The organism is Tildeniella sp. (assembly GCF_059505325.1).
Map to the genome: position 1 here is coordinate 1 of NZ_JCACKI010000052.1, position 26,837 is coordinate 26,837.

A 26,837-nucleotide genomic window follows, 5' to 3' on the forward strand; every position below is an offset into this window, starting at 1 on the left:
TCAGCTATCAGCTATCAGCTATTAGCTATCAGCTATCAGCTATCAGCTATCAGCTATCAGCTATCAGCTATCAGCTATCAGCTTTTCTCTGACCGCTGAACGTTGACTGCTGACTGCTGACCGCCAATCCCAGTATATTTATTTTTTCGTCAGCCCTTACAAATTCAATGCGAGTTGAAGCTGTGATTTGGCGCTGCTTTCAGGCAATGGTACAGGACTTGCACTGACGGCTGAACAGTAACGGGCAAAGGTGCAGCGATCGCACTGTCGTCCGGGTTGTGGTTCCCAGCCGCGATCGTAGCGTAGCCGCACTGCCAGATCGCTCACCATCGTTTCAACTCGCTGTCTGTGGGCTGGCGTTGCCTCAAAGCGAATTTTTTCACCTGTACGAAGAAAGAGCAGGCTGAGATATTTCAAACTTTGCTGGTACGTTTGCTCTAGCGCCAGGTAATATAACCCAATCTGCACATCAATTTCGGTAGCGTCAGGTAGCTTTACCTCGCGGCTCGATTTGTAGTCAATCAACTCCAAGCCATCTGAGAGAAAGTCGAGGCGATCGTAGCGTCCAGTAATCAAAAACTCCAAATTTTCAACCTGCAAAAAGCCTTGAATCCTACCTTCCACCGCCAGGGGTTGCGTCAGTGCCACCTCGCTGGCGATGAAACGGTAGTAGTAGTTTTCCAGGATTTCAAATCCTTCCATGACCTGACTAGCACTCAATTCGGTAGAATGCTGCCGCCAACAGTGATGCACCCAACGTAAATCTGGCAGGGGTTGTTCATAATGCCAATCTCGATGGCATTGGGCAAGCGCCTGGTGCAGCGCAACACCTAGTGAGGCTGACCCAAAAAACTCATTCGTGGTTAGCTTTCGTTCATAGCGGAGATAGTAGGCATAGGGGCAGCGGTTGTACGCCTGAAGCTTCGTCGCTGAAATTTGGTAAGCCATACTGTTCGCTTTGAATGAAAGGCACTACGAAGGTGGATTGTTTGTTACGTGTCAGCCGTCGTTCAGCACTTCTGATTTCTGACTTCTGACTTCTCAGTTGTTCTGCCCGATCGGACGCTTAAACAAGGCATCCAGGTAGATACGCGAGGCTTGACGATGGTTTTGCTTTTCGGGAACAGAATCAACGCTGCGGTTTTGCAGCAGAAACAGTGACAGGGCAGCGGCAAACACCCGGTCTTGATCCCAATCAGGGCGGATTTCGAGATAGTGCTTCAGTGAATCGTGCAGAACTTCGGGAACTTCGACTAACAGGCTAACGGTGCTATTCATAGAATTTTGGGTTCTCCCTTACATGGGCAGGGTGAATGGTGTACACCTGACAGCTAGCGTTTTAAGACAGCTAAACGCAGCGCAAAGCTAGACCTTGCTGATGCCACCTCTCTCTAATCAAGACAGGATGGGCATTTGCCAGCGATTCGGTCAGCGCGCTTTCAAGCAGGTCGTCACATTGTGCAGTCGCGCTCCCCGTCTTGTCAATGCTGCGAAATGTTACGCCCAACTTTAGACAATCAAAAGATTCACGAGAGAATCGTGGTTTGAAGCGCTTTTTTGTTACAAAATTTCATGAAGCTTGGGCATTTTCCACGCGCTGAACCCGATCGTCCCCAATTGATCGATCGCGGCGGCAAAGACCGATTACTCCGTAGAGCCTGTGGAAAACTTTCGTAAACCTGTGGAAAACCTGTGGATTTTGTGTGGAGAAGAGATAAACAGCTTGTGGAAACAGTGTGGATTTCCTGGGGAAAAGTTAAGGCAATGATAAGAATTGCAAAAAGTGCAAAAGTTATGGCTTAACAGCTTTTTGCGGATGCTCTACAAGCAAACAGCACAACAATGCCGAAAGTGCCGAGAAATTTCTCTGCGAACTCCGCGACTCTGCGGTGTATTTTCTTCAGCGATCGCCTCACTGCTTTGGGTGACTTTTAAAGTAGGTTTTGTAAATTTCATGGGCGATCGGCACTGCCGACACTGCTCCAAAACCGCCGTTCTCTACCACGACAGCCACCGCAATTTGAGGTTTGCTCACTGGTCCAAACCCAACAAAGAGTGCGTTATCGGGCTGACCTGGAACTTCCGCTGTACCCGTTTTGCCACCCGTGAGCGGAATCGAGCCATTGTTAAGCTGGCTAGCAGTGCCTGATTGGACTACGGCAATCATTCCCGCTTTGATAATGGCGATCGTGCCAGGGTCTAAGCCAGTTGCCACGGGGTGCATTGACGGTGTGTTGCTTTCTGCCAGTTGTAGGTGGGGTTTAACGCGCTTGCCTCCATTGACAATGGCGGACACCATCACTGCCATTTCCAGCGGCGTGACTTGCACTAACCCTTGCCCGATCGACATGCTTACAGTATCGCCACCGTACCAGGGTTCCTTGTACAGCTTTTCCTTCTCAGCAGGTGTAGGCACTGATCCCCGGCTACCACCCTCCAGACCCATATTGTCTGTCGTGCCAACCCCCAACCGTTTTGCCCACTTAGAAATCTCTTCTGGTCCCGCTGCTAGACCAACCTGGTAAAAAAAGGTGTTGCTGCTATAAGCAAACGCATCCCGAAAGCCAATCACCCCGTAGCCGCTGCCGTGTTCGTGAAACAAGTGCCCACCCAGGTTGAGCGCTGCAAAGGTCGCCAAGGTTGAATCAGGCGAAAACTTGCCCGACTGGATACCAGCCGCCGCAGTTACAACCTTAAATGTGCTGCCAGGTGGATAACCTTGCAGGGCGCGGTTCAAGAATGGCTGATTGCGGCTCTGTAGCTGTTTCCAGTCGGCTGGCGAAATGCGGCGTGTAAAGAGGTTGGGATCAAACGTGGGTCCGCTTGCCAGTGCCAACACTTCACCTGTTCTTACATCCAGTACCACAACGGCTCCACGGCGTTTTGCCAGTGCTTTTTCAGCCGTCTTCTGTAGTTCCAAATCAAGGGTGAGCTGCATTGGCGCACCAGATTGTGATGGCTTCATGCCAAGCGACTTGACGACCTGTCCCGCCGCGTTGACTTCGAGCAGTTGTCCGCCCCAAACCCCTTGAAGCGTAGTGTTGGCAATGCGCTCAAGCCCCATCTGACCCACTAGCATACCCATTGGGTAAGCAGGATTTTGCTTCAAATCCTCTGCTGTTGCCTCACGGATATAGCCCAGTACATGAGCCGCCAGATCAGCATTTGGATAGTAGCGGTTTGACTCGCCACGGATTTCTAACCCTGCAAACTGATTGTGCTTCTCAGCCAACGCTACAAAGGCAGGAAGGGTTAAATCACGACTGATGCGAACGGGGGTTGGAGAGCGATATCCCACTTGCTCTAACTTAGCGAGAATTTCCTCACGCGGTAGGTTGAGGATCTGTCCCAGTTTGGTTGCGGTCTCTGACCACTGAGCTTTGGATTGTTCTCTCGGTGAGAGATACACCGATCGCGCCAGCCGATTAGCAGCCATCAGCTTACCGTTGCGATCGAGAATGTTGCCTCGATCAGACGGCGAGGGGACTAGCGAAATCCGATTTTTATCAACGAGATGGCGGTGATACTCGCCCTGAACAAGCTGTAGCTGGATCAGACGCAAAAGGCAACCGCTGATCAAGCCTGTGAGCAGCAGCAGCAGCATGACCGATCGCTGCGATCGCTGTGTCAGCGCCAGGTGAATCCGGCGGCTTTTTGAATTGAGGGAAAGACCATTAGCCATGGCTAAGAACGCCCAATGGTAGAAGCATAGTGGTGATGACCTTAAACACAATCTTAAACACAGTAGAGTTGAACACAGTGAAACAGCCAGACTCCTCAGTAGACGAACCGACCGCTTAGCAGGCACCCGTCAAGCCAAAAATAAGCTGTCATCAGTACTAGCAATCAACTGTTCGTCTGTATACTCTTGCTAGATTCTCTTACTAACTCAACATACCCGCAATGTTTATATGAATTTCGCATAATTTTTCATCAGTCCACCCTTTCATGTGACCAAGCCTTGAATCGATGTAACGGTCAATGCTGCTAGTCTCATGCTGATAAAAACTGTGCCGATCTTAACAGATGAATCTAGTTAGAAGACGCACAGACGTATCTTTGCCAAGCATGTCTCATCCCGATTGAGATAACCCTTAGGACTTCCGTACAAGGGGTTTAGATCACCGTCTGCTGATGAAAACTTAGCCATCAAAGCCTGCGCCCTTGTAGAAGTCGGGTGGCTGTGCATCAGTTCAAACCCTGAAACATTTGTGGTGTGATGAAGCAGCGATCGCGCCAATAGTCAGCAAGCCGCTTTTGCCAAATCTAGCTGGTTCAAACCGATCTGCCTTCACTGTTTAACTTAACGATAAGTAGCATTGAAGCGAATCTGCAATATTGACAGATCGTCGTCCAAAACTGCTTTAGCGTTCAGCGTGTGAACGTGATTCAGAATATAGTCTAAGCCTAATTGCTCGATCGCGGTTCGATCGTCAACCAGCAAAGCGGCAAAAGCCTCAAAACTCCAAAGACTATCTTCTCGAAAAAAATCATAAACGCCATCACTAAAAATATAAAGAAGGCTAGATGCATCAATGTCGTACCGTTGATCAAAAAAGCGCGCATCGGGTAACAAACCAATTGGCATACCCGTCGTTTTCAGTAGTGTTGTTTGAATGCCTTTGTCAACAGTGTCTTGCAGCAAGATAGCGGGTGGATGTCCTGCGCTTGAGTAAATAAGTTGCTGTTTTGCCTGATTATACACACCATACCAGATCGTAAAGTATTTATCGTTTTGGCTATCCATTTGAAAGGCTTCGTTGAGAGCGGTTAGAACATGGCTGGGCTGATAGAAATTGACCCCATCCATAGACTGCGATCGAAGCATATTTAGCACCGAAATTGATGGCAGCGCTGCGCCTAAACCATGCCCAGAAACGTCCAATAAGTAGATCGCTAAATAGTCAGGGTCAAGCCAGTAATAATCAAAGCAATCGCCGCCAAGGTGCTGGGAAGGCAAAAAGCGTGAATCAATGGTAACGCTGCCGCTGAGCGGTTTTGGCAACAGCGATCGCACATATTCTGCTGCTTCGTGAAACTCTGACTCTAGCAACTGTTTTTGAGCCTTCAAGTCTTGACTCGCTTGATACAGTCTTAAGCCTGCGCGGACGCGTGCTTTCAATTCAGTCAGTTCAAATGGTTTCGTCAGAATGTCGTCAGCACCATTATCTAAACCACGCACCCGATCTTCGATCGCGCCACGCGAGGTAAGCAAGATAAAGAAAGCAGTTGATAAGTTTGGGTCAGCTTTAATCTGACGGCATACATCTAAGCCATCCATTAGCGGCATCAGCCAATCGCAAATAATCAAGGCTGGCTGGATGATTTGTGCTTGCTGAATACCCTCTAGCCCGTTACTAGCCACAGTAACCTCGTAGCCCTGATCGTGCAGTACTTTCTTTAGGACAATCTGAATCGTCCGATCATCATCAATGACTAAAACTTGAGGTATAGAAGAAAACATGATCTGTAATGCATAGCTAAAGAGGCTCAATGGGTGGCTAAAAAGAGATGGTGGCTAAAAAGAGACGCACTTCGTTCAGTATTTGTTGCAATTGAATGAGCTGTTCAGGAGCGTCTTGAAGTTGGTGCTGCCGCGCCTGCCGTTCAATCTGATCGGCGATCGCAGACATTGCAACCAAGCCAACATTAGCACTCGCGCCTTTAATGTGGTGAGCCGCCTGTTCAAGGTCATGAAAATTACGCTGAGCGATCGCGGTTTCTAGCGCCACAAGATGATCACCAGCATCTTCAACAAACACATGTAATAGCTCAAGTTCAAACTCTTCATTGTTGTCTGAGAGTTGATGGAGTTGGTTCCAGTCGATGCATGGAAGAAAGTGTGACGCGCGATCGATTGCCTCGTTGGATAGCAGCGGTACTGTTTCAGGATTATCTGTTTCGTTGACACCTGGAGCAGAAACGATCAAAACCTCTGGCTCCACTACGACTGGTTGAGAGGCTCTGTTCGCTGACAGAGGACTGTCCTGCCTGGTTGATGGCTGGCTACGTGCAAGCAATACCTGACTCCAATCGGTTAGTTTGGCAGCTAACGCCTCCTTGAGCAGCGGTTTACTCAAGTAATCATCCATCCCTGCGGCAATGCAGTTTTCTCGGTCTTCTTTCATGGCATTGGCGGTGAGAGCGATGATAATGGTTTGCTGTCGCTCGTCCAGCGGTTGCCCTTCCAGACGACGGATTTCGCGGGTCGTGTCGTAGCCGTCCAATCCGGGCATTTGGCAGTCCATCAGCACAATGTCGTAGGTCGTCTGAGTCATCATCTTTAACGCGATTTCACCGTTGGATGCGACATCAGCCGTGTAGCCTAAGTACTTAAGCTGGCTCAACGTCACCCGCTGATTGACCGCGTTGTCCTCAACCAGCAGAAGTTTGAGGGCGGATGGTGGTACTGGTGCCGCACCATTAGGAGGTACGATCGCGGCGGAATCACTATGGACGATCGACTCCAGAGCCTGATTCTCCAGTTTGGATGACGATCGTTCATTGGTAGGAAGCGCTTGGATAGACGCTGCAAACAATGGATCATCCATTAATGTCTTCATGATGCAGTCCATTAAGCGCGACTGTTTGACTGGCTTCACTAAATAAGCAGCAAAGCCTCGTTCTAAAAGCTGACTGCCACTGCCCCGGTGGTTCAGAGAGGTCATCATCATCAACTTGGTTTTTGCTAACAGCGGGTCTGCCTTAATTTGACAACCCAACGCTTCACCGTCTATCTCTGGCATTTGCATATCCAAAAGCGCCAGATCGTAAGGACTGCCCGTTTTTGCCTGTTCCTGCAACAACTGAAGGGCGATCGCAGCGTTTTCGGCTTCATCGACCTGCATACCCCAGGCAGACACTTGATAGCGCACGATTTTACGATTGGTGGCGTTGTCGTCTACAACCAACACGCGGAGCGGCTGGAGCGGCACTGCGATCGCTTGCTGATCGGGTGCTGAGAGCAGATTTGATGCGCGATCGAACGTTAGCGTGACCCAAAACCGTGATCCCTCTCCTACCGTGCTGGCAACACCAATCTCGCCGCCCATCAGCTCTACCAATTGGCGTGAAATGGCAAGCCCTAAACCTGTACCTCCGTAGCGTCGTGTTGTTGACGCATCAACCTGGGAAAACGGCTTGAAGAGTCGGTCTAAACCAGCGGCAGAAATACCAATGCCAGTGTCAATGACAGAGAACATCACGGTAGCGGTTGCGATCGTCTCGGCAACCAGCGATGCCTGTACAACGACTTCGCCAGTGCTGGTGAACTTGATGGCATTACCCACCAGGTTAGTGAGAATTTGGCGCAGCCGATGAGCATCACCCCGAAGCTGCGTTGGTAAATTGCGATAGACCAGTGTGGCTAACTCCAGCTTTTTGGCATGGGCAACGGGTGCCAGGAGATCTGCCACTTCCTCAACACAGAGATTCAGGTCAAAATCAAGTATTTCCAGCTCCATTTCGCGTGCTTCTAGCTTGGAGAAGTCCAGAATTTGATTAATCAAGTGCAGCAGAGTTTCACCACTCGTCTGAATGGTTTCGACAAAATCGCGCTGCTCGGGGTTCAATGGAGTGTCTTTCAATAGTCCAGCCATGCCCAATACGCCGTTCATGGGTGTACGAATTTCGTGGCTGACGGTTGCTAAGAAAACGCTTTTCATCTGAGATGCCTGCTCCGCCTCATGACGGGCTTGCTCTAGCGCCAGGTTACGCTCTGCAAGCTGTTCACGCTGTTGTGTTTCGCGTGAGAGCAGATGAGCCTGAGCAAGGGCAATACCGACCTGGTCAGCCAGTTGAGTTAGAAATTCCACTTCAAAGGCACGCCACTGTCTAGGAGCAGAGCATTGATGGGCTACGAGCAAACCCCAAAGCTCTGCTTTGCCAGTGGCACCGCTGCCTTGAATGATGGGAACGACCAGGTTAGCTCTCACTTGAAACTGAGTCAGCAGGTTGCGGTGACAATCCGTAAGCGTTGCCTGGTCAATGTCGTCGATCGCCTCCGTTCGACCACGGTAGTATTTTTGCCAGCCGCCCTCCATAAAGCACGTATCACGAATGGCTGCCCCAATGGCTGGTGACCAGTTGGAATCGACTGATTCGACGACAACCGTACCCGACCAATCGGGTTTAAAGCGGTGGATTAGAACGCGATCGGCTTGCAGAAATTGGCGGACTTCAGCCACCGTTGTGCCCAAAATATCATCCAGGTTGAGTGATTGGCGGATGCGGAGAGTAATGGCTGTGAGCAAGTAAGCACGGTGATTCTGGCTTTCTACCGTTTCTTCTACCAGTTTGCGCTGAGTGACATCACGGACGATGATCACCGCTTCATTTTCACCACTGACGGCAATGCGGGCTTCTTCGTAGTGAAGCCCATCAGCGAGCGCAATCTCATATTCACAAAACTGGAGTTCGCCTGTGCGGAGTGCCTCGGCGAGACAATGCTGGCGCTTTTGAGCGACATCTGGCGGCAACACATCCACCTCCCGTTTGCCAACGATCTCAGTAGGCGGCAGAAGGGTATCAAAATACTTTGCGGCTTTAATATCCAGGTAAACACCCTCGTGATTGACACGCAGCATCAAATCGGGGATCGCATTGAGTAGTGCCCGGTTGCGGCTCTCGGTCTTGGAGAGGGTCTCTTCGATGTGTTTGCGATCGCTAATGTCGCTGAAGGTGCAAAGCACATACTGAATGCTGCCATCGGGGTTGAGCTGTGGATTTGCGTGGACTAAGAGCCAAACTCGATCGTCATATTTCGGACGATGAACGCCCATGATGACGTTGCTAATGGGTTTGCGAGTGGCGATCGCTTGAGGTACTGGATGCATTGCGCCAGGAAAGGGAGAGCCGTCTTCATGCACAACTTGCCAGCGATCGTCAAACGATGACAGTCCTAAAATTTCGGATTCCTCCAACCCCAACATCGTCAGGGCGGCTGGATTCATCAGTAACACTTCAGCCTTCGAGCCTTGCAAGACAACGCCTGCCTGAATATTTTGTACCAAGTCACGGAAATGGGCTTCACTCTGCTGTAATGCTTGTTCAGTCAGCTTGCGCTGGGTAATGTCTTGGAACTGCGAGACAAAATACAGCGGTCTTCCCTCAGCGTCTCGCAGTAAAGAATTATTCAGTAATGCCCATACAGTGCGTCCTAATTTATGGATATAACGTTTCTCTAACTGGTAAGATTCAATCTCGCCTGCCAGCAGACGTTGCAGATGGGGAGGATTCAGATCCAGATCGTCGGGATGAGACAGTTCTCGAAAGGTTGTGTCGAGCATTTCTGACTCGGAATAACCAAACGCGTGGCAGAGCGCGCGATTGACTTGGAGTGTACGCCGATCGAGACCAACCAATGCCATGCCAACCGCAGCGGAATTAAAGGCACTCCGAAACCGTTCTTCGCTATGTTGCAGTGCCGCCTCTGCTTGCTGCCGTTCAGCCATTGCAGTGGTCAAAGCGCCCAGATGAAGTCGCAATTCTAACTGGCTAACCACCTGGCGACTGAGCCGACGAAGCGCTTCAATCTGCTGCGGCTGCGGTTCGCGGGGGACGCGATCCATCACACAAATCGTGCCGATCGCGCATCCCGTCGGTGTAATCAGAGGTGCAGCAAGATAGAAGCGGACGTGTGGTTCACCTGTGACAACCACATTTGGGGCAAATTGTGCGTTAGCGGCTGTATCGGCAATGATCAGAATCTCCCGCTGCTCAACGCAAAGTGGGCAAAAGCCAACGTGAAGCCCGACTTCATCAATTACCAGACCGACGCTTGACTTCATCCACTGGCGATCGTCAGCAACAAGCGTCATCATTGCCATTGGCGTGCCACAGATTTGTGCGGCTAACTGGGTCAGGTCATCGAATGCTTCTTCGGGAGCCGTATCCAGAATCTGATATTGGTACAGAGCCTCTAGCCTTCTTGCTTCCTCATCCAGTGGGGTTGCCTTCATGGTCTGCCTTCAGTTACTTAGAACGCCCGTTTACACCCTCATTGACTGAGAGTTTGTTAAAAAATAACTGCACATTTTCAAAGCAGCCATCAGCGATCAGCTTTAAACCATGGGCTGACTGCTGACCGCTGATCGCTAAAGTCCGCAACATTATTTTTTTACAGTCCCTGAGATTGAATTGTAACTATGCAGCGCTTGAATTAGTTCACGTATGGTTGTTCACAGCTAAAAAAGACTCCCTTAAAAGCCTGCGTTTAGCTGTGTGGACATCCTCAGAGTCTGCCCCGATCGACTGTTGTGGTAACCATTTTCTAAAAGTTGCCCTTGAAAAATGGGTGATGGAGCGATCGTGACCCTGGCAAGATGATAGTTCTCGGCAAGCGATGGGAGCAACATGCTAATCACCTAAGCACCACGAGAATAACGCTACAGCCCCAATGAAGTAGAACCAGGTTGGTAAGCTAAAGCCTGTCAGCAGGTCAAATGGCAGGATTAACAACCTGACCACTAAAAGGCTGAGGGTCAGAACCAGCAGAGGCACGATTAACGACATCAATCGTTCACTCCCATTCCTTGAACGGGGCTAAGAGGTTGTTTGAAAAGTGTCTGGCGGTTAAAACCGCGACTACGTCAACAAAGTCCGCCTGCGCGGACGACCGCAGAGTAAGGGTTTTATCACCTGCAACGGCAGGTTTTGCCTCTGTAGCCGCGACTTCAGTCGCCAAGGCTACAAGCATCTGGACTTTTAAAACGTCCTCTAAGAACCAAATTGCTGTTTTGCTTGCTCGTAGACTTCGACTGTGATTTGTGTGACACCGGACTCTTGAGCAAACGTCTCAATTTTTTTACGTGCAGCGGGACGCACAAAAAAAGGAATTTCTTTCAAACGAGCTTCTGCTGCCGCTGTCCACTCGATCGCGCTACTCATAAGGGTTCCGCTTGGCTTAAGCACTGCCTCTTTACTGTAACTCGCTTGTTGTTTTGCGGTTGCCATTTGCCACCACCCCTCGAAAGCAGAGAATGAACCGATCAGTTTTTGAAACGAGCCTTGATGTGCGATCGCCAACCCTTATCGTTAGAACATCAGCAACAGGCATTGTATAGCGGTTCTCGTTTGAGTGTGGTACAAGCTCTTAGGTTTTAAGGCAGGAGGCAGAAGGCAGGAGGCAGAAAGAAAGCTGTCAGTCTCTTTGCTTGTGCCCTCTGTCCTCTGCCTCTTCGCAACCGTACTTCACTTGGTCAGGAACCGCTATAGAGCCAATCTATCTGTGAGGAATGGGCATGAAAAAACTTTTGGCGTTATTACTGGGTACGGGCGTTAGCTTCGTTGGGTTTGCTGCTCTGGCAACATCGCAGCCAGTTGCATGGCAGGCAGGTTCGATCGCTCAGTCGGGCGCATCGATCAATCAGCCAACACCAAGCGACCTATTAAATACCGAATGGCTACTGGAAGATTTGGGCGGTAGCGGTGTGATCGATAACCTGCAAACGACGCTCAGTTTTGACAGTGGCGATCGTCTTTCTGGGCAAGGAGGCTGCAATCGCTACAATGCTCCAGTGAAACTGGTGGGTAACCGTTTGACGGTTAGTGCGATCGCCTCGACCAAAAAACTCTGTCCGCCTGCGGTAATGAACCAGGAAAACCGCTACTTTCAAGCGCTTCAGAACGCTCAGCGGTTCAGGTTAGAAGGTTCTTACCTTCTGATTGATAGCCAGGGTCTTGAAGCCCCACTACGATTTACTCGCCTGACTACGACAAGTAACGCCGAAACAACGCTTGTCTCATTTCAGGGACGGCGAAATGCGGTGCGAGTGTTTGTGCGTGATGGGCAGACGCAGATGAATGTTTATGATAAACGTGTTCGTAGAACTTGGGTGATCGGCAGTCCTGTCAAAACTGAGCAAACACCTGAAGGCACTCGTTATACCAACGCTAGAGGTGAAGCAGCGCTTGTTGTCTTTGTGCCCAACGCTGGCAAGCCGCCTACCTTAACGATCAACGGTAGGGTCGATCGCTAACTGTGGGTTGAACGATCAGCGCATGGTTGAGAAAGCTGTCAGCCGTCAGCGAAAAGCTGATAAGTAGCTGGGTGAAATTAAACGTAGGATGTGTTAGGCATAGCCGTAACGCATCAAAACCCTCAGCAGCATGGGTTACGCTTCGCTTTCCTTGAATGCCGAAGGCTATATCCATCCTACGCAGATTTTATATTTAATTGAACCTTCCTACTTAGCTGACGGCTGATAGCTGATAGCTTCTTGCTGATAGCTGACACCTCACGCACAATACAACTGCGTTACCTCGATCAATCCAACACAGCGTCTGGCACTGCTGTTATTGAGCGGGGATACTTCAAAAAGCGCCCTATGAGGACGAAAAGGACGATCGCCAGCGTACCAATGCCCAAAGGATTGGGCAGCCAAAACACGACTTCCAGATGATTCAATTCGCCAGGAAGCAACTGCCAAATCAGCGTTTTTGCAGACGAAATCGCTGGCTGATTGATGTTGGCAGATGAAATGCTCTTAGCACCCCAGGGAGTCTGTAGCCGAAACTCCAGGTCGATTAGAGAGGCAGGGCTAAGCAACAAACCACCACTAGAAGACCGCACACCCAGCGATCGCAGATCTAACTCGTAGCGAAGATGGTTTCGCTCGACTAACAGTAAATTACTGGTAGACAGAGTAAAGCGGGAGGCGATCGGCGGAAGCGTAATGGCGGCTGTGGCTGCATTGTTCTCTTCTAACGGGCTGAAGAATTGGTTGAATTTTGTTTGGAGATCGCCACTGCTCGTGAACGGAATCGTCACTAACAGATCGTGATTGGGCAAGCGATCGATTCGTCCACCCAAACGCTGGCTTCGCTGCTCAATCAGCGTCAACCACTGCTGAGCCGTGCTACCGCTAAAGCGTTGCAGTCGTTCTTCGAGCTGAATGTGCTGCGTAAATTCTCCCCGATTGGGGCTGTCAAACCGCACACCCACGTCGTAGCGCACACAGCCAGACAGCAGCAGCGAGACAAGGAGGATAAGCCAGAGATGGCGCGATCGCTCAAACGCATACTTCAGATTTCGCCCTACCTGATGCAGCAGTACGTAGTGGCGAGGGGTTGTCTGGTGTCGAGCCGCAACAGTCGTTCGCGTCATGGATTTCAGGCGTAGAAACGAGAGCTTACGACCATTCAGCATACGCGAAGATGGTGAGAAAATCATTGCGCCGCTACTACATGAACCAGAGCAACCCACCCAGGACGATCGCCCCAACTCCTAACGCCACCCAGACAAAGCGATTGGACTGCACTACTTGCTTAGGATCGACAACCGCTTCGAGCTGAAACGCAGGCTTCTCCGGCTGTTTGATCGGGGAAATGGTAACAGCCGTCGGACGATCGCGGGCATCACCATGCTCCAGATTGGTCAGATCTGGAATCTGGGTCAGCCATTCTGGACGAGTCGTCAGTCGGGGTGCTTCCAGGATGTAAAGCAGACGCTGACCCTGTTTGCGAATTTTTAAATCGGGATGACGACTCAATTCACGGCAAAGGGTAAGTGCATCCGATCGCTGTCCCATTGCTTCATAGGCTGTAACTAACCAGATTTGCACCTCACCACCAAAGCGAGACATGGGCAGCACCAGCGTCTTGGCAGACTCTAAAAACTGCACCGCTTTACGGTATTCGCCGCGTTCAAAAGCGGCTTTGCCAGACTGATAGTCCGCTTTAGCCGTATCGGATTGGTCTGAACTCACGGTTTGATCTGAATTCACAGTGATTGAAAAATACGTTGACAGTTATACGGGTCGAATCGAATGGTCTGGAAAAACATGGGCAAATCCCCTTCATTCTATCGGAACACGTTAGGCTAGAAAGGAGTCCTGAGTATGAGAGTTCTTAGTGAGAACATCAGTTCTGTACTGCGATCGGTCAGGCATTGAGGTTGCGTCAACCGCTTCATGGTTTCCGTCTTGAGTGGTAAAAACGATGGTTAAGACACCTTTTCAGCGCTGTGACGTACAACTTCCACAGGCATTCTATCGATCGCCTATATCTGGCTTCGTTCCGGGTGTCTCTCTACTACTGACAGTCGCTGCTTTAGCTGCGTGGGTGCCTGCCGCGAGCGCGAGACCATATGTTCAGTGGCAAGCTGTTCAGGTGCAAAGCAATGGTTATGCTAATCAGAGACAAATAATCAATCACCAGAGGCAGGTAATCAACTTTCCGCCTGTTGTCCCTTTCCACAATTCCGTTTATAACTCCCGTCAGATACTGATTCAGCCCACCATTCAACCTAATTTTGGGGGCGGTCTTTCGGTACAGATTGGCACTCCTACTGTCTATCCGCCCGGCGTTTACCCATCGGGATACGGCTATGGACAGCCCGGTGTGATTCAGCGACGAGGCAGTGTTAACAATTCAGTGTTGATCAACCCGACGGTGATCAACAGCCCTATTCGCAATTCAACGTTGATCAATCCGACGATCGTCACCACGCCTAATCCTTCAGCCTCTTACTACCCGTCACCTTACTATCCAGCGCCCTACTACAACATTCAAACCACCACTACGACCACGCGCCCAGAGCCAGAGGTGTATATCGATCCCCAGTACGGTGTACGCTACCGATCGCCATCGACTCACTCTGAGCAACCGATCATCATTTATCCACAGAGCAATATCTATCCGTAGAAATTTATCTGTAGGGTAATTTTAGAAGGCTCGCTAAGCGACGCGCACCATATTGAGCAGCGTCACCTCCCAAACTAGACGCGGCTGAACGTTTCGCATGAGATGCTGACGTGCTTGTTCTAGCACACTCACAGGTAAAGCGTCCGGTCGTTGGGTTGTACAGCTTTGTTGCCAGTAGGTATGTTGTAAATATTCGATCAGCCAGCGTTGCACATCTGCCTCCAACGTCTTGTCAATGTCCCGCGCAAGGCTGAGTGCCTCTCGAGCGGTGCGGGGCATCTGAGTAACGGCTTGCAGGAGATCTGCTGGTACTGCCTGAAGTTGCTGCCAATGGACGATCGCGCCTCCTGGGCTACCTTGAGCAAGCTGCAAAATTTCGGGGTGCTGGAGAATTTCACGCTGACCCGCTTGCTGGAGTACCCGCGCCACGCCCTCAGCCGTTAGTCGGTAGAACGGTATGCGTTGGCAGCGTGAGACTAGCGTCGGCAGCAACGATTCCATACCTGGTGCAATGAGAATGAGCGTTGCCTGTCCCGGCTCTTCTAGCGTTTTTAGCAGCCCATTCGCTGCCCCTTCTGCCATCGTCTCGGCGTGATCGATGACAACGACCGATCGCGAGGCTTCCAGAGGCGCACGCGAGAGGAAGCGGGCGATCTCGCGTACCTGTTCTAGTCGCACAACGGGTGGAGTTTTCGGCTTCAAACCAGCGTCTGCGGCTTCGGCGATCGTGAGCCGTTTCCCCTGATGCAAATACGTCGGTGCGACCCACAGCAAATCGGGATGGTTGCGCTCTTGGAGTCGATGCTGCAATGCGTTTGTTTGGGCGATCGTCGCGTTGGGTGGATTGAACAGGAGCGACAGAAAGCACTCCGCCGCCAATCGTCGTCCTACTCCAGGTGGTCCTGTAAAGAGGTAAGCAGGCGCAATGCGACCTTTGGCAACTGCCTGGGTTAGTAGCTCGACTGCCTGGGGTTGTTCGATGAGTGGGGCGAAAGGAGACATGGGCGGAAAGGATAAAGGATGAAGTCTAAAGGATAAAAAGATTTGAGACTTTAGCCTTCAGCCTTTAGCCTTTCCACGCCGTACCATGCAGCAAGCCGTTGGGTTAGGACTGTCTGAATTTGTTCAGCAACTTCAGTCTCGGTGCGTGTGGCATCAATGCGGATGATGCGTTGAGGGTGGCGTTGAGCTAGCTCTGTAAAGCCTTGCTGGACACGCTGATGAAACGACAGATCTGCCTGTTCGATACGATCGGCGGTTCCCCGTTGCTGCGTTCTTACCAGCCCGGTAGCCGCATCCAGGTCTAGCCAGAGGGTAAGGTCGCTTTCGAGTCCGTTGGTGGCGACGTGGTTAAGTTGAGCAATCAGATTGAGATCAATGCCGCGCCCGTAGCCTTGATACGCGATCGTAGAATCGGTGTAGCGATCGCATAGAATTAGCGCACCCTGGAGCAAATGGGGGTTTAAGTAGCCATCGACATGTTGAGCGCGATCGGCAGCGTAAAGCAGCAATTCGGCACGGCTCTCAATTGCTTCTGTTGTCGGTTGCGCTAATAAAAGTTGACGTACCTGCAAGCCGAGTGCGGTACCACCTGGTTCGCGTGTGGTAACAAGGTGTTGGAGATAGCCTTTGGTTTGTAGCAATGCCTGCCAGCCGCTATCCACTAACCATTGCTGCGATCGTCGCAGTTGCGTTGTTTTGCCACAGCCTTCTACACCTTCAAACACAATCAGCTTACCGCGCATATTTCCTCATAAAGCAGGCGTTAGACAGGAGATTAAATAGGGACGGGGAATTAATGAGAGGTATCCTAACCGCTGAAGGATTGAGTTTTGTTGACGCATAATTTGGGACTGCTCACTGTGCTCTATAGGACTCGCTGGAGTTTAGCATTGCGTCGTGACGCTAAATGATGAAGCTTGATATGCTGAATGAGCGATATGATAGCGAAGTCTAAATGTTATATGTCCGGGGTTAGCCATGGCTCGTTATACCTGCCTATTTACAGTTGAGGCATCCGTAGGGAACGTCCAAAGCCTGCTGAGCGAGACTCTGGAATCCTGTAACTTTGATATTATCTATGAAACGGGTGACTATTTGATGGCACGCGAAGTACCGGGTAACGTTGCTTTTTCTAAGCTAGTTACAGTGGAGGTGCTTGTTGATAAAACCCTGGCGACCGATCGCGAAGTGCGAATGAGCTTTGTGATCAAAAACGAAGAGTTGCCGCTTCAGATCAATAACCACTGTCGGCGTATGTATGATTTGGTGAGTCGGGCGATCGCCGATAACCGCCAATGGAGCCTGATTGATACGGTTGCAGGCTAGAACGAATGAGATAAGTTCGTGTCTCAGGTTCGTCGCTCTGTTCGACGATGCAGTGCGAATTCCCTGGTTGAAAGCAGTACTTTGTCTCTAGCGCGATCGTGACGTTTGCTTCATGCCAATGCCATGCCGCTTCAGTATCGTTGGAGAAGAGCATAAATCCTCACGCTCTATCTGTAGAGGCGTAGACTCACGCGCCTCTACTTTTGTCAATTTTTGTCGAACAGTCTTGGCTAAGCTGATACGCGGTTTGCGAGAAACCGGGTTTCTGCAAGCAATTAGGTTGGGCAAACAGCAACTTTCGTGGAGAAACCCGGTTTCTACCTGCAACTGTCAGATAACGCAGTGAAAAAGCGTCAGCAGTGGTAGAGTCTGCATTGGAGGGTTTTGAGGAATCAGCAGATGAAAGCACAGGTATTTCGAGGGGTTAATCAGCTTAGCTACGAAGAGATTCCAGTACCAGAGATGGCTGCTGATGAAGTGCTGGTACAGGTGCGGGTTGTAGGCTTGTGTCAGTCAGACATCAAAAAGATTCGCTATCCCCTTTACAATCCACCTCGCATTTTTGGGCACGAGACGGCAGGCACGATCGCGGCTGTAGGCGCTGACGTGCAGGATTGGCAGGTTGGCGATCGCGTGGTGGTACTGCATCACATTCCCTGTATGCACTGTGCGTATTGTCTAAATGACAACTTTTCTATGTGTGATGTCTACAAAAACATCACCACAACAGCAGGCTTTGCACCCAGCGGTGGTGGCTTTGCAGAATATGTCAAGGTGCCAGGTCATATCGTCCGCAGCGGCGGTCTGGTCACGATTCCTGACGACGTAACGTTTGAACAAGCGAGCTTTGTCGAGCCAACGAACTGCTGCCTCAAAGCGGTAAAAAAAGCGCAAATTGCTCCTGGTCAAACGGTGTTGGTCACAGGTGCGGGACCGATCGGGCTGATGTTTATCATGTTGGTGAAGTATTTTGGGGCACGGGCGATCGCCACTGACCTGCTGCCCACGCGCATCGAAAAAGCGCTCAGCGTCGGTGCCGATGCCGCTTTCGATGCCCGCGATCCCGACCTGACTGCCAAAATTCAGGCGCTCACGCAAGGCATGGGTGTGGATACTAGTCTGTTAGCTGTACCAAGCGACAAAGCCTTTTTCCAGGCGCTCGACTGCACCCGCAAAGGTGGCAAAATTCTGTTCTTTGCCGAATTTCCAGACGAATTGGAGATTCCCATCAATCCCAATATTCTTTATCGACGTGAAATCGATTTGATGGGAAGCTACAGTTCCTCGTATCGAGTGCAGGCGCTGGCAGCAGAGATTGTCTTCCACAAACGCATTGATGTGGATGCACTGGTGAGCGATCGCTATCCACTCAAAGACCTGGCAACCGCTGTTGAACAGGCAGTCTCGCCCGGTCCCGAAACCTATAAGATTCTGATCTACCCGTAATGCAGAACTGACGCGGAAACCGGGTTTTAAGGTACAACCTATAGCGATCCTATTTGATTTGTGAAAGGATGCTGGGTTAGCTTTCAGCACTCAGCGCTCACGTCCAAGCTGACGGCTGACCGCTGAGTGCTGAAACCAACACATCCTTTTCATGAATGATTTAGGACGGCTATGTATGCTCAAGCGAATCTATTCAAGGAGAAACCCGGTTTCTGTCCTCACTCAATAAACTTGAGCAAGCGGATTTTGGGTTCAGCAACATTGCCATACTTGCCTGCCATTGCTTCAATTTGTGCCAGTTGACCCAGCGCTAAGCCACACGGGCTGCCATACTTTGCCTTGACACGATCGCTGGCAATGTTGAGCGCTGTCCGCGATCGCTCAATGAAATCCGTTAGCCCATACTCACTTCCTGGCGTAAAGTACTCCTTCACCACCAGCGATGGCGAGTAGCACGTCTCTTGCGACCCATCTGGTAATTCAATCTGGAAACGGATTTCAGGCATCGGTTAGTTGTTGGTTGTTGGTTGCTAATTGTTAGTAGGGGCTGGAGTCAGTAGCTAGTGGTCGGTGGTCAAAATCAACTCAAAACTTATCTCTTTCCCTCTCCCGCTTCAATAATTCATGATAGTGAACCAAATGCATCTTTGCCGAGGCTTCCCAGGAGTAATGGGGCAGAATGGTTTGACTGTGCTGTACCAGAGAGGCGGCAAGCTCTGGTGCCAGAATGGACTGCATTGCCTGGGCGATCGCCGTTGGCGAATTGGGATCTACCAGTAACGCCTGTTGTGCCGTCAGAAACTCGGTAAAGGGCGGCTGGTTTGCAGTGATGACTGGAACGCCACTGGCGATCGCTTCCAGTACGACTAAGCCCCAACCTTCTTTCACTGAAGGAAAGACAAACGCATCGGCAAGGCGATAGAGAGCAGGCAGTTCGACATCGGGGATGACACCTGGTAGAAGCAGAGATTCACCGACGCGAATCTCTAATTCTTTCACCAGTGCGAAAAACTCACGCCGATAGTCCTGGTAGTCAAACAGCGTTGCACCACCTGCGACAACTAATTGGGCTTGCGGTTGTTGAATCAGAATTTGGCTGAAGGCTTGGAGAAGGGCGATCGAGTTTTTGCGCGGTTCAATGCCGCCAACCGTCAGATAAATCGAACCCTCGCTCAAACCCAATCGCTGCCTAAGTGCCTGTTCCAAGCCGTCTCGCTGGGTGGAAAATCGCTGGCTATTCACGCCGTTGATCACTCTTGGTGCATCAATCTGGTAGCGCTGCTGCAATTCTGTCTGCCACCGTTGGCTTACACAGAGGCATAAGTCGGGGTCACGAATCGATCGTTCCTGACACTCATGCAGATAGTGACTGTTGTAAGCCTCGATATGATGCACCGTGCGAACGAAATGGGGTATACGCTGGCGTTGACGCAACAGGGCTAAGGCATTGGCACCGATGCAGTCTTGCGCGTGGTAGCAGTCGTAGGTTTCGCTGGATTGGCTGAAGTGATCAACGAACTCTTGAATGCGCTGCTTGATGAGGGCATCAATGCCATCAGGTGCGTGCTGAGCAGTAATGAGCGTGTGAGCGCACGCAAGGGGACGATCGAACCCCATGCCGTCTTTATCCAACGCATAGATACAGACTTGGTGACCGATCGCGTGCAACGCCTCCGCCAACTCCAGCGTATGCACCACGCTACCTCTGAGTTTGGTCGAGTACGTCAACAGGGCAATGCGGAGAGGCTTACTGTGTTTGCTCATGCTGTTCGTAAGCAGCCACAATGCGTTGCACTAACGGATGACGCACGACATCGGCTTTAGAAAGATGACAGAACGCAACCCCCTCGACTGCTTGCAGAATTTTTTGTGCCACTGCTAAGCCCGATGCCTGGTGTTGGGGAAGATCGGTTTGAGTGAGGTCGCCCGTTACCACCATGCGTGAGCGAAAGCCTAGACGCGTTAAGAGCATCTTCATCTGCGATGGCGTTGTATTCTGCGCTTCATCAAGAATGACAAACGCGTTGTTGAGCGTACGACCGCGCATGTAGGCGATCGGTGCCACTTCAATCACACCGCGCTCCATCAAGCTCGGAATTTTCTCTGGATCAATAAATTCATACAACGCGTCATACAGCGGACGCAGGTATGGATCGATTTTTTGCTGCAAGTCTCCTGGCAAGAAACCTAGCTTTTCACCCGCTTCGACTGCGGGGCGAGTCAAGATGATGCGTTCGTACTGGTTTGCCAACAGTGCTTGTACCGCTAGAACGGCTGCCAGAAACGTTTTTCCAGTGCCTGCTGGACCAATGCAAAAGGTCAGGTCGTGAGTGCGAACCGCTTGAATATACTGCCGCTGCCGAAAGGTCTTAGCCCGAATGTCTTCGCCGCGACGGGTATGTGCCAACACATCTTGTCGCAGTTCATGCAATTCGTCCTGCTGCTGTGTCTCTAGCGCCTGACGAGCAGTGAGTATATCGACTCCTGAGATAGCAGTACCGCTGCTCCAAACGGCTTCGAGGGCTTGCACCAGGCGCGTGGCTAAATCAATTTGGTTGTCTGTACCAGAGATGCGGAGTGCTTGTCCACGCAAGACTAAGGCTGCGCCCGTTTGTCGAGCTAAGGTTTTCAAGTTTTCGTCTCGTTCGCCAGCAAGGGCGATCGCGCTTGCAATACTAGGCAGTTCAATGGTGACAGCCTCTACCATGCAATCAATATCGTACAGATGTGTGTGTTCACTACTGCACCGCGTCCGGCGGGCTACTGCGCGATCGCAGCTTCGGTGCTTCCTTCACACCTGAAGAACGGCGTGGTGGGGTTTTGTCGATCACGTCTTCGCGATCGGTCTCGTCATCATTGCTTTGCGAAGACATGCCAAAAACATCCAGGTAGGCAGAGTAACCAACCGTACGCGCCGCCGCTTCTAGCACAGCGCGAATTGCCTGAATGTTTCGACCACCTCTGCCAAAAACGCGCCCCTTATCAACTCCCTCAAACGCCACGCGCACCCAGACTTTACCTCGACTGGGTGACACTTCGCAGTCCACTCTGAGGGATTCTGGCAGTTCCAGGAACGGCTCCACCAGAAACTTCACCAATCCTGCGTAGTCTGGCACGGTTGCTTCAAAGGCACCAGTTTTTGCGTTCGTCTCAGGCATTGACCTGTTCAAAAACGTTAGCTTTTTGCAGTAGGCTGCGTACGGTGTCGGTTGGCTGTGCGCCATCTTTCAAGCGCTTGACGATCGCAGGTATGTCTAGCCGAGTTTCGTCCGTTCTGGGGTTGTAGAAGCCCAATTCTTCTAAGGGTCGTCCATCCCGGCGATCGCGGCTATTCATCGCCACAATGCGGTAGCTAACCTCGCGCTTTTTGCCGTATCGCTTCAATCGCAGTTTGATCATGTGCTGTGCAGTTTCTCTTTGTCACTTAACGTTTAGAGCACCGTCAATCTTAGCCATCGGCGCAAGAATTTGATCAGCAACTCGAATTTATTATCATATCACGGACACGTTTTCGCACACTGGTTGCGCCCATATTTTAAACAACTTTTGAAGCAGTGTCCGCTTTCCTACCAGTCTTGCCATCGCAAATGGCGTTTGTCGTCGATAATAGCAGTAGAGTTTCGAGGCAGATGTGTGACTGATAAGCGCAATCGCTGGGTTATTAACGTGGTTCTAATCTTGGCAGTCGTCGCCTTCGTGGGCTTCTCACTGATTCCACTGATTGAGGCAGCCTTTCAGGGCAACCAGAGCAAGACGGCTACCACTAGCCCAACTCCTACTCAGTCGGCTAGTGCCGTTCCTAAGAAGGAGGAACTAGAGGCACAGGCAAAAGGTTATGAGCTGGTGCTGCAAAGGGAGCCTGAGAACACGACAGCTTTGCGCGGCTTATTGGAAGCACGACTGGGACTCGGCGATGTGAAAGGCGCGATCGTCCCCCTCGAAAAGCTAGCAAAACTCAACCCCAATGAGACTGAGTATGCTGTCCTGCTAGCACAGGCTAAGCAGCAAACCAACGATCCAGAAGGAGCCGCCCAAACCTACCGGGATATATTGAAGACGAGACCGGGCGATCGCAATGCTCTACAAGGGTTGACTAATCTACTGCTGCAACAAAAACGCCCTGAAGCGGCAGTGGGCTTGCTGCAAGATACGATCAAGACCGCGCCTCAGGCGAACAAGATTCAAGCAGGTAGCGTGGACGTGGTGTCGGTTCAGGTGATTTTGGGACAGGTGTATGCCTCGCAGAAGCGCTTTGATGAAGCGATCGCTGTTTTTGACGAAGCGACTAAGGGCAATAAGCAAGATTTTCGCCCGGTACTGGGCAAAGCGCTGATTCTGAAGGAGCAAGGCAAAACGGATGCTGCCAAGCCACTCTTTGTGAGCGCTGCCGATTTGGCTCCTGCTCAGTTTAAAGACCAGATTAATCAGCTTGCCAATGCGCCTTCACCAGGTGCTAGCGCTCCAGCAACCACAGCTACACCTGGCGTGACCCCCAGCCCTGTGCCGACCACTGCACCCACCTCAACACCTTAAGAAAAAAGCTGAAGCGCCGTTAAGACTAACGGCGCTTGAGTAGGAACGGTACCGCTACTAGAAAGATCCCGTCAGTCGATTCCTGAACGTATCTCTCTGAAGCCACCTTGCTATCAGTCTTTAAGATTTAAGCTGGCGAGCCTTTAACTTCTGACGACGGCGATTGGTCGCAATAACAGCAGTATCAACGGGAAAGCCTGCTAGCGGAATAACCTGATACAACCGCTCTGCTTCCAAGCGCTTTAGCTCGGTGTGATCAACCCAGTGAATGCAGTCAACGGGACAGGTATCGATCGCCTCTTGAAGCAGATCCTCAGAGTCACCATCCTGCCTTACCACGCGCGATCGTCCATAGTCAGGTTCGATGTAGAAGGTATTACGGGCAACATGAGCACAGTGCTTGCAGCCAATGCAGGTCAGCTCATCAACGTAGACACCTTTTTGCCTGAAGACACCACCGAGTTCAGGCTCTAAGCCTGACCGCCCTGGTTCATCGCGCAAAGACCCACCGAGTTCAGGCTCAAGACCAGTGCGAAGCTGAGCCTGCGGTAGCTCAGAGAGCGACTTAGCTGTGTGACTCGCCGAACTCGACGAAGCGCTATCAACCATTACGCACTCCAGCGCTGTAGCACAAGACGAATCGAGCCATCGTTGTTTTGCTGCTGCTCAGTCACCTGAAACCCTTTTTGAGTGGTTTCGTTGAGTACTGTATGGTACGCATAGCGCTGTGTGACATGACTCAGGAATCGATCGACTGTCAATGTTTGCCGCCAAAATTGCAGGTCTGCTACCAGTTCGTATTCGCTACCGTTCCACCGAAAACCGATGTCGTACCCATTATCTTGCTCGATCGCAATCTCGGCGGTTTGAGTTTTTCCACGATAACCCCGGATTGCTTCAGAGCCAGATTTCCAAACGATGCCCAAATCGGTTAAAGCCGCTTGTAGAGAAGACAAATTGCGGAGCTGAGTTTTAATTTGGCTGAAATGTGACATGGTGATTCTTAAGGATAAAACTGAACAAACGAAAAATCTAACTACAAAATTTACCACTCACCGAACATCGCTTGATTCGTCACTGTAAGAGATTGCGTATCGACTTGAGCAAAGTATTCAGAGGTTTGCTGCTGGCTTACGACCTGACCCAGTTGAGCCTCGATCGCTGCCGTCACCTCAGCACACGAAGAACCAACAATACCCGTCACTTTTTCTTGCACTCGACCGTCTGGATAGATAATGAACTCAAGCGTTTCCATACTATGTTTAGTGGTTTAGTGAGACTGTTAAGCGAAGCTGTTCGGTTCTCATAAAGCTCAAGCTATCTAATCTCTAGAGGCAAAAAAGCAATCACTGTTTTACCCCGCAACTGCCTTCCTGCTTGAAGCTTGCTGGCTTGGGACAGCTACATATCCTTAATAAAAATATGCAGCGCTTAACAAAAGTTAAGGTTCAGCTAGAGTGATGACTCAGATATCTGATAGTTTCGCTTAACTTCCCGTTGCAGTCAAGCTGAAAGGGGAAGAGAAATCTGTTTAAATTCAGTGCTTAGAAACCAGCGCTTAAACTACGTTAAAACAATGATCGTCTGTCTGTTTGGCTCTCATTCAAGCAAGCAGCGGTATAAGGATGCGTTGCAGTCGTTGGCGGTTCAAAACCACAACGATCGCAGTCAAGCCTACCGCAGTGGACTACTTCAAGAGTGGACTATTTCAAGCTACCGCTGATTACTGACACCGAAATCATGCTCACGACTCAAGTTGAACAGTGCGCTTAGAGGTAGCCCTGTTTGTCTATGTTCTAGCGGAACTTGCGATCGGCTTCCTGGATCAGCACATCGTTGATGCTTGCTTCGCGTCGTTGCATGAGTCCATTGGCAGCAAATTCCCATTGCTCGTTGCCGTAGGAGCGGTACCATTGACCCGCTTCGTCATGCCACTCATACTCAAAGCGCACAGAAATACGATGATCGGTAAAGCTCCAGAGTTCTTTCTTGAGCCGATAATCCAGTTCTTTGTCCCACTTGCGGCGTAAGAAGCGGGCAATCTCTTCACGACCACTCAAAAATTCGGAACGATTGCGCCATTGAGAATCGGGCGTGTAAGCAAGGGCAACCCGATCGGGTTCGCGCGTGTTCCAGGCATCTTCGGCTGCTTGCACTTTGGCTTTAGCCGTTTCTAAGGTGAAGGGTGGCAGGGGTGGTTTGGTTTCCATCAGGTGTCCTCTTGAGTAAATGTAAATGGTTTAAGCTAAATCGGGTTATACGGTGAGTATTCTGCAAAGTGCCATCGTAAGGGGATAGCGTTGGTGGTGGCGATCGCCTGACTGATCTCAAAAGCAACTAGCCGTTGAGCGCCAGGAAAGTCCATCAGGTGTTCTGATTCCCAAAGAATGTGCGCTTTACCCGTCAGTTGCAGCGTATCACCGCGTTCAAAATCGATGAAGAGCATCCCTGCGTATGGGTTTTCAAACAAATTTCCAAAGGTATTGAACATATTGTTTCCGGCATAATCTGGAAACAACAGTTTGGTTGCGCTGACCACCTGCACAAACCCTGGATTGCCGCCACGATGGGAAGCATCGGCACCATCAGAATGGCTGCTGGCAAGAAAAAAGGTATCAACTTGAGCAAGCCATTGCTGTTGATATGGCGAGAGGGATTCGCTCACGATCGTCTCTGATGTCGCTTCTCCCGAAGTGGCTTGATGATCTAAGTGACGCAGTTGAATGTGTTTAGGGCAGTTGAAATACACCTGTTTGGTATGGAGATGAATCCGTCCGTCTGGTTGGATCTCAACGATGCCATTTAGTCGCAAGCGTCGTCGTGTTGCCAAATCGATGACCAGCAGACCGAGATCACGACCAGACTGCAACGTTTCTCGCAGCGGATCGCCTGCAAGGGGAACGGCATTGATTTGCACACTCTGATCGGCGATCGGCTCCACAAACCCAGGTTCACCGATCAGCATCGATGCCCACACATTGCCGCTGGCATCCACTGTACTCGCGATCGCCCATGACTGATGCTGCAAAAACTCCTGAGTGGCTGGCTTAATGACACCACCTAAGAGATGGCTCAGTCGATCGGCTTCTGCCCGAACACCCACGATCGCCTGCACTGCCTGTTCCCCAGAGTGAAAACTGGATGACATCACGAACTCCTTTGCATGAAAGAACCAGTGGCAAATCAGACCATTACAAACCGGGCATTCCTACATAACCGGGAAGTTGCTTGATGCGGTCGATCCAGGCAACGATGTGGGGGTACGCGTCCAGTGACAGTTTGCCATCGGCTGCCAGTCCGATATACGGAAAGCAGGCGATATCTGCGATTGTGAGGCGATCGCACTCTAACCATTGTCGTGTTGCCAGATGCTCATCAATGACCTTCAGCACAGCGTAGGACTGCTTTTCTACTGCTGCTACGTCGATCGGTGTACCAAAGAGATAGTGCAGTCTTGCAGTTGCGATCGTATTACCAATCTCCTTAGAGGCAGTTGAGAGCCATTGAGCAATGTTGCCCAGCGCTGCTGCATCTTCGGGAAACCAATCTGCGCCACCATAGCGCCGTGCCAGGTAAACCAAGATTGCCTGCGAGTCACGAATAACCACATCACCATCTGTCAGTGCAGGCACTTGCCCAAAGGGATTCAACTGCAAAAAAGGGGTCTTCTTGTGTTCCCCTGCTTTCAAATCAACCGCTACAAGTTCATGTTCTACTCCCAGCAGAGAGAGCAGCAGACGCACTTTGTAGCAATTACCAGAGAGTAAGAAATCGTACAGTTTGAGCATGTAGCAATCCTCTTAACTTGTGAACGTTAATTTTGGGTTTAGCCATCAGCTATCAGCTATCAGCTATCAGCTATCAGCTATCAGCTATCAGCTATCAGC

Annotated in this window: 28 protein-coding genes; 6 read left to right on the plus strand and 22 right to left on the minus strand. The window is 50.7% G+C overall.

The features are described from left to right. Nucleotides 1-156: 156 nt before the first annotated feature. The 7 genes from AC5JO6_RS18050 to AC5JO6_RS18080 all read right to left on the minus strand — a co-directional run bounded on the left by AC5JO6_RS18050 (nucleotide 157) and on the right by AC5JO6_RS18080 (nucleotide 10,887). Nucleotides 157-948: a RecB family exonuclease gene (locus tag AC5JO6_RS18050; RefSeq protein WP_496082453.1), complete on the minus strand. Its 792-nt coding sequence runs from the start codon at nucleotides 946-948 to the stop codon at nucleotides 157-159. 93 nt (nucleotides 949-1,041) lie between these two features. Then, complete coding sequence (locus tag AC5JO6_RS18055) at nucleotides 1,042-1,278, minus strand: DUF2811 domain-containing protein (RefSeq protein WP_496082454.1); 237 nt, start codon at nucleotides 1,276-1,278, stop codon at nucleotides 1,042-1,044. Between the two features lie 634 nt (nucleotides 1,279-1,912). After that, nucleotides 1,913-3,682, minus strand: a complete 1,770-nt coding sequence (gene mrdA, locus AC5JO6_RS18060) for a penicillin-binding protein 2 (protein ID WP_496082455.1) — start codon at nucleotides 3,680-3,682, stop codon at nucleotides 1,913-1,915. Between the two features lie 621 nt (nucleotides 3,683-4,303). Then, entirely contained in the window at nucleotides 4,304-5,452 is a 1,149-nt protein-coding gene (locus AC5JO6_RS18065) for a PP2C family protein-serine/threonine phosphatase (RefSeq protein ID WP_496082479.1), read from the minus strand. Between the two features lie 49 nt (nucleotides 5,453-5,501). Next, the gene (locus tag AC5JO6_RS18070) at nucleotides 5,502-9,959 is read right to left on the minus strand and encodes a PAS domain S-box protein (RefSeq protein WP_496082456.1); all 4,458 of its coding nucleotides are present in this window, start codon (nucleotides 9,957-9,959) and stop codon (nucleotides 5,502-5,504) included. A gap of 240 nt (nucleotides 9,960-10,199) precedes the next feature. Continuing rightward, nucleotides 10,200-10,355, minus strand: coding sequence for a hypothetical protein (locus AC5JO6_RS18075; protein ID WP_496082457.1), 156 nt, complete (start codon nucleotides 10,353-10,355; stop codon nucleotides 10,200-10,202). A 361-nt stretch (nucleotides 10,356-10,716) separates the two neighbouring features. Further along, nucleotides 10,717-10,887, minus strand: coding sequence for a PCP reductase family protein (locus AC5JO6_RS18080; protein ID WP_496082480.1), 171 nt, complete (start codon nucleotides 10,885-10,887; stop codon nucleotides 10,717-10,719). Between the two features lie 353 nt (nucleotides 10,888-11,240). Between AC5JO6_RS18080 and AC5JO6_RS18085 the strand changes: the two genes are divergently transcribed. Continuing rightward, on the plus strand, nucleotides 11,241-11,978 hold the full coding sequence (locus AC5JO6_RS18085; RefSeq protein ID WP_496082458.1) for an META domain-containing protein: 738 nt from the start codon (nucleotides 11,241-11,243) through the stop codon (nucleotides 11,976-11,978). Nucleotides 11,979-12,265: 287 nt separating this feature from the next. Here AC5JO6_RS18085 and AC5JO6_RS18090 read toward each other — a convergent pair whose 3' ends face one another. Together AC5JO6_RS18090 and AC5JO6_RS18095 are read right to left on the minus strand one after the other, a co-directional pair. Beyond that, nucleotides 12,266-13,147, minus strand: coding sequence for a DUF3153 domain-containing protein (locus AC5JO6_RS18090; protein WP_496082459.1), 882 nt, complete (start codon nucleotides 13,145-13,147; stop codon nucleotides 12,266-12,268). Between the two features lie 34 nt (nucleotides 13,148-13,181). Beyond that, nucleotides 13,182-13,724 carry a hypothetical protein gene (locus AC5JO6_RS18095; protein ID WP_496082460.1) on the minus strand — a complete coding sequence of 181 codons (543 nt, stop codon included), beginning with the start codon at nucleotides 13,722-13,724 and terminating at the stop codon, nucleotides 13,182-13,184. A 214-nt stretch (nucleotides 13,725-13,938) separates the two neighbouring features. On the opposite strand from AC5JO6_RS18095, the gene AC5JO6_RS18100 reads away from it, so the two are divergent. After that, on the plus strand, nucleotides 13,939-14,643 hold the full coding sequence (locus tag AC5JO6_RS18100; protein WP_496082461.1) for a hypothetical protein: 705 nt from the start codon (nucleotides 13,939-13,941) through the stop codon (nucleotides 14,641-14,643). A gap of 33 nt (nucleotides 14,644-14,676) precedes the next feature. Here AC5JO6_RS18100 and AC5JO6_RS18105 read toward each other — a convergent pair whose 3' ends face one another. Further along, complete coding sequence (locus tag AC5JO6_RS18105) at nucleotides 14,677-15,645, minus strand: DNA polymerase III subunit delta' (protein ID WP_496082462.1); 969 nt, start codon at nucleotides 15,643-15,645, stop codon at nucleotides 14,677-14,679. 50 nt (nucleotides 15,646-15,695) lie between these two features. Next, on the minus strand, nucleotides 15,696-16,388 hold the full coding sequence (gene tmk / locus AC5JO6_RS18110) for a dTMP kinase (RefSeq protein ID WP_496082463.1): 693 nt from the start codon (nucleotides 16,386-16,388) through the stop codon (nucleotides 15,696-15,698). Nucleotides 16,389-16,623: 235 nt separating this feature from the next. Between tmk and AC5JO6_RS18115 the strand changes: the two genes are divergently transcribed. Both AC5JO6_RS18115 and AC5JO6_RS18120 read left to right on the plus strand, forming a co-directional pair. Further along, nucleotides 16,624-16,971: a hypothetical protein gene (locus AC5JO6_RS18115; RefSeq protein WP_496082464.1), complete on the plus strand. Its 348-nt coding sequence runs from the start codon at nucleotides 16,624-16,626 to the stop codon at nucleotides 16,969-16,971. A 399-nt stretch (nucleotides 16,972-17,370) separates the two neighbouring features. Further along, nucleotides 17,371-18,417: a zinc-dependent dehydrogenase gene (locus tag AC5JO6_RS18120; protein ID WP_496082465.1), complete on the plus strand. Its 1,047-nt coding sequence runs from the start codon at nucleotides 17,371-17,373 to the stop codon at nucleotides 18,415-18,417. 218 nt (nucleotides 18,418-18,635) lie between these two features. On the opposite strand, the gene AC5JO6_RS18125 is transcribed toward AC5JO6_RS18120, so the two are convergent. The 5 genes from AC5JO6_RS18125 to rpsP all read right to left on the minus strand — a co-directional run bounded on the left by AC5JO6_RS18125 (nucleotide 18,636) and on the right by rpsP (nucleotide 21,816). Next, nucleotides 18,636-18,923, minus strand: coding sequence for an MSMEG_0570 family nitrogen starvation response protein (locus AC5JO6_RS18125; RefSeq protein WP_496082466.1), 288 nt, complete (start codon nucleotides 18,921-18,923; stop codon nucleotides 18,636-18,638). Nucleotides 18,924-19,002: 79 nt separating this feature from the next. Next, nucleotides 19,003-20,181, minus strand: coding sequence for an MSMEG_0565 family glycosyltransferase (locus AC5JO6_RS18130; protein ID WP_496082467.1), 1,179 nt, complete (start codon nucleotides 20,179-20,181; stop codon nucleotides 19,003-19,005). Then, nucleotides 20,165-21,124, minus strand: a complete 960-nt coding sequence (locus AC5JO6_RS18135) for a PhoH family protein (protein ID WP_496082468.1) — start codon at nucleotides 21,122-21,124, stop codon at nucleotides 20,165-20,167. The genes AC5JO6_RS18130 and AC5JO6_RS18135 overlap by 17 nt, the downstream gene beginning before the upstream one ends. A 31-nt stretch (nucleotides 21,125-21,155) precedes the next feature. Beyond that, the gene (locus AC5JO6_RS18140) at nucleotides 21,156-21,575 is read right to left on the minus strand and encodes a KH domain-containing protein (protein WP_496082469.1); all 420 of its coding nucleotides are present in this window, start codon (nucleotides 21,573-21,575) and stop codon (nucleotides 21,156-21,158) included. Next, nucleotides 21,568-21,816, minus strand: a complete 249-nt coding sequence (gene rpsP / locus AC5JO6_RS18145; RefSeq protein WP_496082470.1) for a 30S ribosomal protein S16 — start codon at nucleotides 21,814-21,816, stop codon at nucleotides 21,568-21,570. Before rpsP ends, AC5JO6_RS18140 begins: the two co-directional genes overlap by 8 nt. 234 nt (nucleotides 21,817-22,050) lie before the next feature. Here rpsP and AC5JO6_RS18150 point away from each other — a divergent pair, with 234 nt between their 5' ends. Next, nucleotides 22,051-22,950: a tetratricopeptide repeat protein gene (locus tag AC5JO6_RS18150; RefSeq protein ID WP_496082471.1), complete on the plus strand. Its 900-nt coding sequence runs from the start codon at nucleotides 22,051-22,053 to the stop codon at nucleotides 22,948-22,950. Between the two features lie 120 nt (nucleotides 22,951-23,070). On the opposite strand, the gene AC5JO6_RS18155 is transcribed toward AC5JO6_RS18150, so the two are convergent. Genes AC5JO6_RS18155 through AC5JO6_RS18165 form a run of 3 tightly spaced genes read right to left on the minus strand, consistent with a single transcriptional unit; the run spans nucleotide 23,071 to nucleotide 24,205 of the window. After that, nucleotides 23,071-23,559 carry a ferredoxin gene (locus tag AC5JO6_RS18155; protein WP_496082472.1) on the minus strand — a complete coding sequence of 163 codons (489 nt, stop codon included), beginning with the start codon at nucleotides 23,557-23,559 and terminating at the stop codon, nucleotides 23,071-23,073. Next, the gene (locus AC5JO6_RS18160; protein ID WP_496082473.1) at nucleotides 23,559-23,945 is read right to left on the minus strand and encodes a DUF1257 domain-containing protein; all 387 of its coding nucleotides are present in this window, start codon (nucleotides 23,943-23,945) and stop codon (nucleotides 23,559-23,561) included. The genes AC5JO6_RS18155 and AC5JO6_RS18160 overlap by 1 nt, the downstream gene beginning before the upstream one ends. Before the next feature lie 50 nt (nucleotides 23,946-23,995). Further along, entirely contained in the window at nucleotides 23,996-24,205 is a 210-nt protein-coding gene (locus tag AC5JO6_RS18165; RefSeq protein ID WP_496082474.1) for a DUF2997 domain-containing protein, read from the minus strand. A 321-nt stretch (nucleotides 24,206-24,526) separates the two neighbouring features. Between AC5JO6_RS18165 and AC5JO6_RS18170 the strand changes: the two genes are divergently transcribed. Beyond that, nucleotides 24,527-24,673: a hypothetical protein gene (locus AC5JO6_RS18170; protein WP_496082475.1), complete on the plus strand. Its 147-nt coding sequence runs from the start codon at nucleotides 24,527-24,529 to the stop codon at nucleotides 24,671-24,673. A gap of 73 nt (nucleotides 24,674-24,746) precedes the next feature. On the opposite strand, the gene AC5JO6_RS18175 is transcribed toward AC5JO6_RS18170, so the two are convergent. Genes AC5JO6_RS18175 through AC5JO6_RS18185 form a run of 3 tightly spaced genes read right to left on the minus strand, consistent with a single transcriptional unit; the run spans nucleotide 24,747 to nucleotide 26,738 of the window. Next, nucleotides 24,747-25,160 carry a nuclear transport factor 2 family protein gene (locus tag AC5JO6_RS18175; protein ID WP_496082476.1) on the minus strand — a complete coding sequence of 138 codons (414 nt, stop codon included), beginning with the start codon at nucleotides 25,158-25,160 and terminating at the stop codon, nucleotides 24,747-24,749. A gap of 35 nt (nucleotides 25,161-25,195) precedes the next feature. Continuing rightward, nucleotides 25,196-26,098 carry a pyridoxamine 5'-phosphate oxidase family protein gene (locus AC5JO6_RS18180; RefSeq protein WP_496082477.1) on the minus strand — a complete coding sequence of 301 codons (903 nt, stop codon included), beginning with the start codon at nucleotides 26,096-26,098 and terminating at the stop codon, nucleotides 25,196-25,198. A 43-nt stretch (nucleotides 26,099-26,141) separates the two neighbouring features. Then, nucleotides 26,142-26,738, minus strand: a complete 597-nt coding sequence (locus AC5JO6_RS18185; RefSeq protein WP_496082478.1) for a glutathione S-transferase family protein — start codon at nucleotides 26,736-26,738, stop codon at nucleotides 26,142-26,144. Between the last annotated feature and the right edge of the window lie 99 nt (nucleotides 26,739-26,837).

Coding starts and splice junctions, on each gene's coding strand:
- AC5JO6_RS18130 (WP_496082467.1), bottom strand. CDS start 20,181: ATGAGCAAACACAGTAAGCCTCTCCGCATTGCCCTGTTGACGTACTCG.
- AC5JO6_RS18140 (WP_496082469.1), bottom strand. CDS start 21,575: ATGCCTGAGACGAACGCAAAAACTGGTGCCTTTGAAGCAACCGTGCCA.
- AC5JO6_RS18135 (WP_496082468.1), bottom strand. CDS start 21,124: ATGGTAGAGGCTGTCACCATTGAACTGCCTAGTATTGCAAGCGCGATC.
- AC5JO6_RS18070 (WP_496082456.1), bottom strand. CDS start 9,959: ATGAAGGCAACCCCACTGGATGAGGAAGCAAGAAGGCTAGAGGCTCTG.
- tmk (WP_496082463.1), bottom strand. CDS start 16,388: ATGCGCGGTAAGCTGATTGTGTTTGAAGGTGTAGAAGGCTGTGGCAAA.
- AC5JO6_RS18050 (WP_496082453.1), bottom strand. CDS start 948: ATGGCTTACCAAATTTCAGCGACGAAGCTTCAGGCGTACAACCGCTGC.
- AC5JO6_RS18090 (WP_496082459.1), bottom strand. CDS start 13,147: ATGCTGAATGGTCGTAAGCTCTCGTTTCTACGCCTGAAATCCATGACG.
- AC5JO6_RS18165 (WP_496082474.1), bottom strand. CDS start 24,205: ATGGAAACGCTTGAGTTCATTATCTATCCAGACGGTCGAGTGCAAGAA.
- AC5JO6_RS18100 (WP_496082461.1), top strand. CDS start 13,939: ATGGTTAAGACACCTTTTCAGCGCTGTGACGTACAACTTCCACAGGCA.
- mrdA (WP_496082455.1), bottom strand. CDS start 3,682: ATGGCTAATGGTCTTTCCCTCAATTCAAAAAGCCGCCGGATTCACCTG.
- AC5JO6_RS18125 (WP_496082466.1), bottom strand. CDS start 18,923: ATGCCTGAAATCCGTTTCCAGATTGAATTACCAGATGGGTCGCAAGAG.
- AC5JO6_RS18075 (WP_496082457.1), bottom strand. CDS start 10,355: ATGTTGCTCCCATCGCTTGCCGAGAACTATCATCTTGCCAGGGTCACG.
- AC5JO6_RS18185 (WP_496082478.1), bottom strand. CDS start 26,738: ATGCTCAAACTGTACGATTTCTTACTCTCTGGTAATTGCTACAAAGTG.
- AC5JO6_RS18055 (WP_496082454.1), bottom strand. CDS start 1,278: ATGAATAGCACCGTTAGCCTGTTAGTCGAAGTTCCCGAAGTTCTGCAC.
- AC5JO6_RS18115 (WP_496082464.1), top strand. CDS start 16,624: ATGGCTCGTTATACCTGCCTATTTACAGTTGAGGCATCCGTAGGGAAC.
- AC5JO6_RS18085 (WP_496082458.1), top strand. CDS start 11,241: ATGAAAAAACTTTTGGCGTTATTACTGGGTACGGGCGTTAGCTTCGTT.
- AC5JO6_RS18155 (WP_496082472.1), bottom strand. CDS start 23,559: ATGGTTGATAGCGCTTCGTCGAGTTCGGCGAGTCACACAGCTAAGTCG.
- AC5JO6_RS18175 (WP_496082476.1), bottom strand. CDS start 25,160: ATGGAAACCAAACCACCCCTGCCACCCTTCACCTTAGAAACGGCTAAA.
- AC5JO6_RS18105 (WP_496082462.1), bottom strand. CDS start 15,645: ATGTCTCCTTTCGCCCCACTCATCGAACAACCCCAGGCAGTCGAGCTA.
- AC5JO6_RS18160 (WP_496082473.1), bottom strand. CDS start 23,945: ATGTCACATTTCAGCCAAATTAAAACTCAGCTCCGCAATTTGTCTTCT.
- AC5JO6_RS18120 (WP_496082465.1), top strand. CDS start 17,371: ATGAAAGCACAGGTATTTCGAGGGGTTAATCAGCTTAGCTACGAAGAG.
- rpsP (WP_496082470.1), bottom strand. CDS start 21,816: ATGATCAAACTGCGATTGAAGCGATACGGCAAAAAGCGCGAGGTTAGC.
- AC5JO6_RS18180 (WP_496082477.1), bottom strand. CDS start 26,098: ATGTCATCCAGTTTTCACTCTGGGGAACAGGCAGTGCAGGCGATCGTG.
- AC5JO6_RS18170 (WP_496082475.1), top strand. CDS start 24,527: ATGATCGTCTGTCTGTTTGGCTCTCATTCAAGCAAGCAGCGGTATAAG.
- AC5JO6_RS18080 (WP_496082480.1), bottom strand. CDS start 10,887: ATGAGTAGCGCGATCGAGTGGACAGCGGCAGCAGAAGCTCGTTTGAAA.